This is a genomic window from Cysteiniphilum sp., assembly GCF_057495195.1.
This window is the reverse complement of record NZ_JBXTEF010000138.1, coordinates 21653-29103: the sequence shown is the minus strand read 5'-3', so window position 1 is coordinate 29103 and position 7451 is coordinate 21653. Positions and strand designations below refer to the sequence as shown.

Genomic DNA, 7451 nt, shown 5'->3' with positions numbered 1-7451 from the left:
CCGTCTTACCATTCGCCATGTGAAAGTAGAACATCATCAGGTTTTTTATTTAGAAAGGCACCTAACGGTGCCTTTTTGCTTTCTAGGATAGGACTTTTTCAAAAATACTTCGTTTATATTTGTATCGTAGCGGCTATAGCGTATATGATATCGATGGAGCTAATGATAAGGAGACGTATCCATGTCACAATATATTTTGACACTCGATCAAGGTACAACGAGTTCACGTGCGATTATATTTAACCACAAAGGTCAAGTGGTTGAAATGGCACAACAAGAGTTCAGGCAAATTTATCCAAAACCGAGTTGGGTTGAGCATGACCCTAAGGAAATCTGGAGCACACAGGCTGCAGTTGCTGCTACTGCTATCACTAAAGCAGGTATTAATGGTAAAAACATTGCTGCTATTGGCATTACTAATCAGCGTGAAACAACGATTGTTTGGGAGCGCGACACGGGTAAGCCGATTTATAATGCAATTGTATGGCAGGACAGACGAACAGCAGATTTCTGCAATAAATTAAAAGCTGAAGGCCATGCCAAAATGATCCAAGAAAAGACAGGCCTTGTGATTGACGCCTACTTCAGCGCCTCTAAGATCAAGTGGATTCTTGATCATGTTGATGGTGCACGTGAAAAAGCCAAACAGGGTAAACTATGCTTTGGTACGGTGGATACTTGGCTTATGGCTAAGTTTACGAACCTACGCTTACATGCAACAGATGCAAGTAATGCAAGTCGCACGATGCTTTATAATATCCATACCAATCAATGGGATGATGATTTATTAAAGTTGTTTGATATCCCTAAGGAAATGATGCCTGAAGTAAAATCCTCAAGTGAAGTGTATTCACAAACTGCAACGACTCTTTTTGCGACAAAAATTCCGATAGCAGGTGTAGCGGGAGATCAACAAGCGGCATTGTTTGGTCAAATGTGTACGGAACCGGGGATGCTGAAGACTACCTATGGTACGGGGTGTTTTATGATGATGAATACAGGTGACACTCCAGCAGTTTCAAACAATAACTTATTAACGACAATTGCTTGGCAGCTTAATGGCAAAACAACCTATGCGCTAGAAGGAAGTGTCTTTATGGGTGGTGCAGTTATTCAGTGGCTACGAGATGAGTTAGGTATTTTGCAAAATGCCTCTGATAGTGAAAAGCTTGCATTGTCTGTTGCTGATAACGGTGGTGTTTATTTAGTACCTGCAATGGCAGGACTGGGTGCGCCACACTGGGATCAATCAGCACGTGGTTCAATCTTTGGTTTAACACGTGGCAGCTCTAAAGCGCATATTGCGCGCGCAGCACTAGAGAGCATTGCTTATCAAGTAATGGATATTGTTAGTGCAAAAGTCTCAGATACTGATATTCATCTGACTGAAATGCGTGTTGATGGAGGTGCCGTGGCAAATAATTTCCTAATGCAATTTCAAGCGGATATGCTTAATGCTAAGGTTATTCGCCCACAAGTTCTTGAAACAACCGCGTTAGGCGCTGCTTATTTGGCAGGTCTTGCGGTTGGTTATTGGTCGGATGTTAATGAGCTGAAATCATTATGGTCAGTTGAAAAGGAATTTACAAGCTCACTGAATAATGAACTACGCACACAATATACGAACTATTGGCACAAAGCCGTAACAAGAGCAAAAGGATGGAGTGAAGAATAATAATGAAGATCCCAAAATATCAGCAAGGTATTTTAGAAAACTTGCCTTCATCAGCAATTTATTTATTTTTTGTGTTGGAAGATAAAAGCAAATTAAATGAAGTGATGCAAAGTTTGCGCCAACTGATTGATGGTCAATCCACCGTAATTGGCTTGGGTGAGGCGCTTATGCACAAAGCGGAGCTAAAAAGTGATTTCAAAGTATATACACCAACAATAAAGCAGCAAAAGCTTGCACCTAAAACACATTGCGATTTAGTACTTTGGTTGAGAGATGATGATCAAGGTATGTTGCTGCATAAGGCACGTCAAATTATTGCTATTGCAAGTGGCGCTTTTCAATGCACAGATATCTCACGTGCTTGCACTTATTTAACGTATGAGCAAGATGGCAAAATGGTTGATCATGATTTATCTGGCTTTGAAGATGGTACCGAGAACCCTAAAGATGATGAGCAATTTAATACTGCCATTATTGTAAGTGATGATAAATATTTAGATGGCTCAAGTTTTTGGGCTGTTCAAAAGTGGCAGCATGACTTTGCTTGGCTTGATAAAGCAAGTCAGCAAGCTAAAGAGGAGCTTATTGGACGAAGCTTGGATGATAACCGTGAATTTGAAGATAATAAGCCGTTTGCCCATGTTAAACGCACGGCGCAAGAGAGTTTTGACCCTGAAGCATTTATGTGGCGCCGATCGATGGCATGGATTAATGATCGACTTGAAGGGGGATTAATATTCTCGTGCTTTGCTACAAGCTTTTATCCTTTTGAAGCGCAGTTCTTACGAATGACAGGTGAAGAAGATGGTATTGTCGATGGCTTATTTAAGTTCTCAAAGATATTATCAACTCAATTCTTATGGTGCCCACCTTTTGTTAAAGGTAAGTTGATTTTACCTAAGTTTATGGATAATTAATTTGCCTCTAATGTCGCAATTTTGGTAACAACGGCTAACACTTCGGTAGCTATTTTAAGCTCAGCAACTGTTGGTAAGGAAGGAGCAATGCGGATATTGCAATCTTGTGGGTCCTTGCCATAAGGATAAGTAGCACCTGCGTTAGTTAATTTAACACCTGCATCTTGTGCCATCTTGACAATTTTTTTGGCAAGTCCTGGTCGGCTATCAAAACTAATGAAATATCCGCCTTTAGGCTCATGCCACTGTGCAAATTGACCATTTGTGCCAAGCTCAGTACTCAGTACTTCGTTCACAATATCGAATTTAGGTTTTAAAATAGCTGCATGTTTTGCCATGTGTTGCATAAAAACATCTTTGTTTGGAAGAAGCTTTAAGTGGCGTAGCTGATTGATCTTATCATGACCAATGGTCTGTACTTTAAGCTGCGACACTAACCAGTCATAGTTGTCTTGGTTAGCGGCAATAATGGCAATGCCTGCACCGGCATAAGTAATTTTTGAGGTAGAGGCAAACATGAACACACGATCGGCATTCCCAGCTTTGGTACACTCGCTTAGAATATCAAGGATCTCAACTTGATCCTCTATGTCTAGGTGATGCACAGCATAGGCATTATCCCAGAAGATTCTAAAATCATTTGCTGCTGTTTTCATTGCAGCAAGACGCTTGATTGTATCGTCGCTATAGCTTTCACCGGTTGGGTTGCTGTATTTAGGTACACACCACATGCCTTTGATACTGCTGTCATTAGCAACGAGTTTTTCTACCTGATCCATATCCGGACCATTGCCAGTTAAAGGGATATTGATCATCTCAATACCAAAAGACTCACAAATAGCGAAGTGACGATCATAACCAGGGGTTGGACACAAGAATTTGATTTTCCCTTGTTCAGACCAACTTTTTGTCTGATTTGGCAGTTTATGAATCAGCGCTTTAATCATTGTGTCATACATCAAATTAAGCGATGAATTGCCGCCAACAATGATTTGATCGCTCGTAATGCCAAGGACATCGGCAAAAAGTGTCTTGATTGCAGGAAGTCCTGTAAGTAAGTCAGGTGGGCTGTAGTTACGATAATCAGGTGCAACAACGACATCTTGATGGTTTAAGTTATTGAGTAATTCATCGGATAGATTAAGTTGCTCAACACATGGCTTGCCACGTGTCATATCAAGCTTTAAACCCTGATCAATAAAAGATTGGTACCGTGTCTTTAGTTGCGAGAGTTCATCTTTGATTAAAGTTGCAGTCATTAGTTATTTCCCCCAAGCAATCAAAAGATAAATATAGATGCCGATATATAGTAAGAAGAATACAAAGGGCATATAAGTTTCGATACGCTTAAGTGGTGTGAACGAGCCTTTCTGTAATGCAGTAACACGCTCAGCGGAAAAAATGGGGCTGGAAGGTAGACGTTTCTCAAGTGCGCCAATGACTTGTTCTTTGATGTTAACCGTATGGCGATAAAAACGTACGACACGCCACCAGCAATAGCAAATGGCTAATAAACCTAATAAAGGCAGTACCAATAAGCCAAGAGATAACTCAGTGCTTGATCGACTAATGCCAAGCGCCATAATGCCAACGATAGCAATATTGGCGATAAGGAAAAATAGATTGATCGACACGCGACGGAAGCTCGCACGATCTGCCATCTCAACGTATATTTTATATTGTTCTATCAACAACGAATAATATTGTTCATTACTGAAATGATCTTGCTCTTCATTCCATAAATTATCCATGTTGATGTTATCATAACGACTCATGAATGATTAACTCCAATTTGTTATCAGTTTTACGTCACTCAGGTTAGCAGATTTACAGGCAATGGACTATGGCAAAATGGCGTATTGTGTAATAAAAAATGATATGTCAGTTTATTAAAAGAGCGCATGACACCAAAGGGCTATGCGTTGATTAAGTTTGTCAATAATCTTACATGCTAAGCGTGTTAACGCTGCAATCATTGTGATACTATAGATCGGTGAATTTCAGACTGAAAAATTAGAATAATTTTAGAATAAAAAGGTGATTTATGGCTAAAGGTACAGTGAATAAGGTGATTTTGCTTGGGCGATTGGGTGCGGATCCTGAGGTGCGCTATATGCCAAGCGGTATGTCAGTGGCAAACTTGAGATTAGCGACCAATGATGGTTATAAAGATCGTCAAACAGGACAGTTTGTTGAAAATACTGAGTGGCATCGTGTTGTAATATTTGGTAAGCAGGCGGAAACTGTCGCGCAATACACACAAAAAGGGTCATTGCTATATATTGAAGGGCGTATTCGCACTAATAAATGGCAAGATCAAAATGGACAAGAGCGTTATACAACAGAGATTGTCGCCAATGAAATGCAGTTAATGGGTGGGCGCAATGATGGGCAAAATAATGGTAGTCCTCAGCAAGGCTATTCACAGCCACAATTTAACCAACCATCAGCACAACCGCAGCAGCCTGCAGCTGGTACATACAATCAGGCGCCACAGCAGGCCAAGCCACAGTCACAGCCAGATTTAAGCCAACTGAATGACTTTGACGATGACGATATTCCTTTCTAATATTTAGTAGTGGCCCTATGAATAGCGAGTTTATTGAATTAACCCAATCTGATCCAATGCACTGGGATATTAAATATAGCTATGATGATAATATTGTAGGTAGACGCATAGCAGGCTATTATGCGAATAAATGCTTGATGACAAAGGCCTGTTACGCTGCATTGCAGCAGGTGACTCAAAGTATAGCTAAGCATCATTTAAGTCTGTTGATATGGGATGCTTATCGTCCAGCTAAAGCCGTTGATGATTTTTGGCAATGGGCACAAGACACTCACGATAGTCATACGCAACGTCAGTATTATCCAAACTTAAGCAAAGCAGACTTATTTGGACAAGGATATTTTAATAAAACATCAAACCATTGTAGCGGTAGTACGGTTGATCTGACATTGATTGATCAACAAGGGCAAGCGCTTGACATGGGAACTATCTTTGATTATATGGATCCTTTGTCACATCCTGATAATAGAAAAGCCTCAAAAGAAGCGATTACTAACCGAGCGTTATTACGTCAAGAGATGCTAAATGCTGGATTTGAACCAATAGCAACGGAATGGTGGCATTTTAGATTGATTGACGAGCCATTTGCTAATCAAATGTTTGATTTTGATATTGTGTAATTAATGGTGGGAACAAGGATGTCGAAAAGTAATAACAAGGTTAATGAAACGAAAGAATTCCTAGATGCTTTGTTGATTGGACGGGATAACAATGCGTTGGGTGAATTTCTAACGCCTGATTGTTTGGCCTTGACTGACTATGGCATTGCCTTTGGTCGTGATGAAATTGCGATGGATCTTTCTTTTTACTTTCAATCGATTGATGTGAGATCATTGGATTTCTTACAGCAAGCGCATTGTGCCGACACCACTGTACTGCAGTTTTCAGAAAGTTGTGAACATGTTGGCGAGTTCTGTGGGATAGAAACCACAGGCAAAAAATTTGTTTACAATGCCTCGATTATGTTGCGTTGGCAAGAAGATAAAATCAAAGAATATTCATTATCACCTGATATGGCAGGTGTTTTTGCGCAGATTACCGATGCTAAAACAGCAGCGAAAACATTAGAGGCGTTAAACGAGTCAAACAGTCGTTGTTATGCAATGTTGGCAAAACTGTATGTTTTAATTAATGCGCAAGGACTTTACCTGACAAAGCAACAGATTAAATGTTTGGCTTTGTATTTTGAGGGCTATAGTACGGTGGTTAGTGCCAGAATATTGCAGTGTTCAGTTGGTACAGTGCGTACACATATTCGCAATATTCAGGAGCTGTATCGTAGCCATTTTTCAGGAAATATTGAAGCATGGTTTAAGAGCCATGGGTTGTTTCAGAATATGCGCCGTTATGCGCGTTTATTACGATAATTACAAAGGTTTGTGAAAACTAATAAAGGCGGGGTGAATAATTAGTGAGTAATGATTATCATCGACATATTTATGCTTAGCATAATCCATAACATCTGCATTGAAGGGCTCAATCCCTTTTTGTAAAAGTTCTTGATACATTTCATAGGTGAAGCTGTCTTCAAGGATTGAAAAGCGGCAAATTTGATACATTTCATCCAAGGTTGTTGTATCGTAAAAAGCATCAGTTATCTCAAGGCGATAGTTAATCCTATGTTTATTAGCAATTGCCTTGAGAAGCTTATAACACTTATATTGTGGATTGTAACTTATGCATTTTTCATAGTGCTCACCCTTGTTAGATGGCACAACAAACATCAGAACACCGCCTGGTGCGAGTGCTTTATATGCCTTTAGTGCAAAAGCATCCCAGTCTTTTTCATCGACGTGATAGAGTACATGAGAGCATAATATAAAGTTATATTGCTCAGTTAATTTAACTTCTTGGAAAGTTTGGTTGATCACGGTTAAGTTATCAATTGACTTTAATAGACTTGCGTAAGTAGGATTAGGTTCGATCGCTAGAGTGTTATTAAAGTGTGGTGAAATTTTTTTGGTGATTTTGCCTTCACCTGCACCGATATCTAAAAAGCGATTGCAGTTGATGGTAGGTAAAATTTCTTTGGTAATATGATCTATGATTTGCTTGGAATTATCATGTTTTTGCAAGATTTTATAAATATTAGCGTATTGTTCCGCTGTATGTATGGTTGCCATTATCGTACTCTTTGTATTTGGTTTGTTAGGATTATAGAATATGTACGAGCGGCCTTTAAAGCTTATAACCCCTTAAGCCTTAAAAGCGCTGTACAATCGGCCCCCACCGTAATACGGTTAGCATGTGGATAGATTGCTTATGCTACGGGGGTATTTTAAGTGCTATT

The 7451-nt window shown here is 39.7% G+C and carries 8 protein-coding genes; 5 read left to right on the top strand and 3 right to left on the bottom strand.

Going from position 1 to position 7451, the window contains the following annotated elements; translation table 11 throughout:
• The first annotated feature begins 181 nt into the window (after positions 1-181).
• Together glpK and ACY10D_RS11635 are read left to right on the top strand one after the other, a co-directional pair.
• Complete coding sequence (gene glpK, locus ACY10D_RS11640; protein ID WP_487000894.1) at positions 182-1675, top strand: glycerol kinase GlpK; 1494 nt, start codon at positions 182-184, stop codon at positions 1673-1675.
• Between the two features lie 2 nt (positions 1676-1677).
• Positions 1678-2592, top strand: coding sequence for a Dyp-type peroxidase (locus ACY10D_RS11635; RefSeq protein ID WP_487000893.1), 915 nt, complete (start codon positions 1678-1680; stop codon positions 2590-2592).
• Here the strand turns inward: ACY10D_RS11635 and ACY10D_RS11630 are convergent.
• The gene (locus ACY10D_RS11630) at positions 2589-3851 is read right to left on the bottom strand and encodes an aspartate aminotransferase type Ic (protein WP_487000892.1); all 1263 of its coding nucleotides are present in this window, start codon (positions 3849-3851) and stop codon (positions 2589-2591) included. The two genes, ACY10D_RS11635 and ACY10D_RS11630, sit on opposite strands and share 4 nt — an antisense overlap.
• A 3-nt stretch (positions 3852-3854) precedes the next feature.
• Positions 3855-4367: a RipA family octameric membrane protein gene (locus tag ACY10D_RS11625; RefSeq protein ID WP_117003111.1), complete on the bottom strand. Its 513-nt coding sequence runs from the start codon at positions 4365-4367 to the stop codon at positions 3855-3857.
• A 269-nt stretch (positions 4368-4636) separates the two neighbouring features.
• Here ACY10D_RS11625 and ACY10D_RS11620 point away from each other — a divergent pair, with 269 nt between their 5' ends.
• Genes ACY10D_RS11620 through ACY10D_RS11610 form a run of 3 tightly spaced genes read left to right on the top strand, consistent with a single transcriptional unit; the run spans position 4637 to position 6528 of the window.
• A complete protein-coding gene (locus ACY10D_RS11620) occupies positions 4637-5161 on the top strand; it encodes a single-stranded DNA-binding protein (RefSeq protein ID WP_487000891.1) in 525 nt (174 codons plus the stop codon).
• Positions 5162-5178: 17 nt separating this feature from the next.
• Positions 5179-5781, top strand: a complete 603-nt coding sequence (locus ACY10D_RS11615; RefSeq protein ID WP_487000890.1) for a M15 family metallopeptidase — start codon at positions 5179-5181, stop codon at positions 5779-5781.
• Positions 5782-5799: 18 nt separating this feature from the next.
• Positions 5800-6528, top strand: a complete 729-nt coding sequence (locus tag ACY10D_RS11610; RefSeq protein WP_487000889.1) for an ester cyclase — start codon at positions 5800-5802, stop codon at positions 6526-6528.
• On the opposite strand, the gene ACY10D_RS11605 is transcribed toward ACY10D_RS11610, so the two are convergent.
• Positions 6529-7284: a class I SAM-dependent methyltransferase gene (locus tag ACY10D_RS11605; RefSeq protein ID WP_487000888.1), complete on the bottom strand. Its 756-nt coding sequence runs from the start codon at positions 7282-7284 to the stop codon at positions 6529-6531.
• Positions 7285-7451: the final 167 nt, after the last annotated feature.

Coding starts and splice junctions, on each gene's coding strand:
- ACY10D_RS11620 (WP_487000891.1), top strand. CDS start 4,637: ATGGCTAAAGGTACAGTGAATAAGGTGATTTTGCTTGGGCGATTGGGT.
- ACY10D_RS11625 (WP_117003111.1), bottom strand. CDS start 4,367: ATGAGTCGTTATGATAACATCAACATGGATAATTTATGGAATGAAGAG.
- ACY10D_RS11610 (WP_487000889.1), top strand. CDS start 5,800: ATGTCGAAAAGTAATAACAAGGTTAATGAAACGAAAGAATTCCTAGAT.
- glpK (WP_487000894.1), top strand. CDS start 182: ATGTCACAATATATTTTGACACTCGATCAAGGTACAACGAGTTCACGT.
- ACY10D_RS11615 (WP_487000890.1), top strand. CDS start 5,179: ATGAATAGCGAGTTTATTGAATTAACCCAATCTGATCCAATGCACTGG.
- ACY10D_RS11630 (WP_487000892.1), bottom strand. CDS start 3,851: ATGACTGCAACTTTAATCAAAGATGAACTCTCGCAACTAAAGACACGG.
- ACY10D_RS11635 (WP_487000893.1), top strand. CDS start 1,678: ATGAAGATCCCAAAATATCAGCAAGGTATTTTAGAAAACTTGCCTTCA.
- ACY10D_RS11605 (WP_487000888.1), bottom strand. CDS start 7,284: ATGGCAACCATACATACAGCGGAACAATACGCTAATATTTATAAAATC.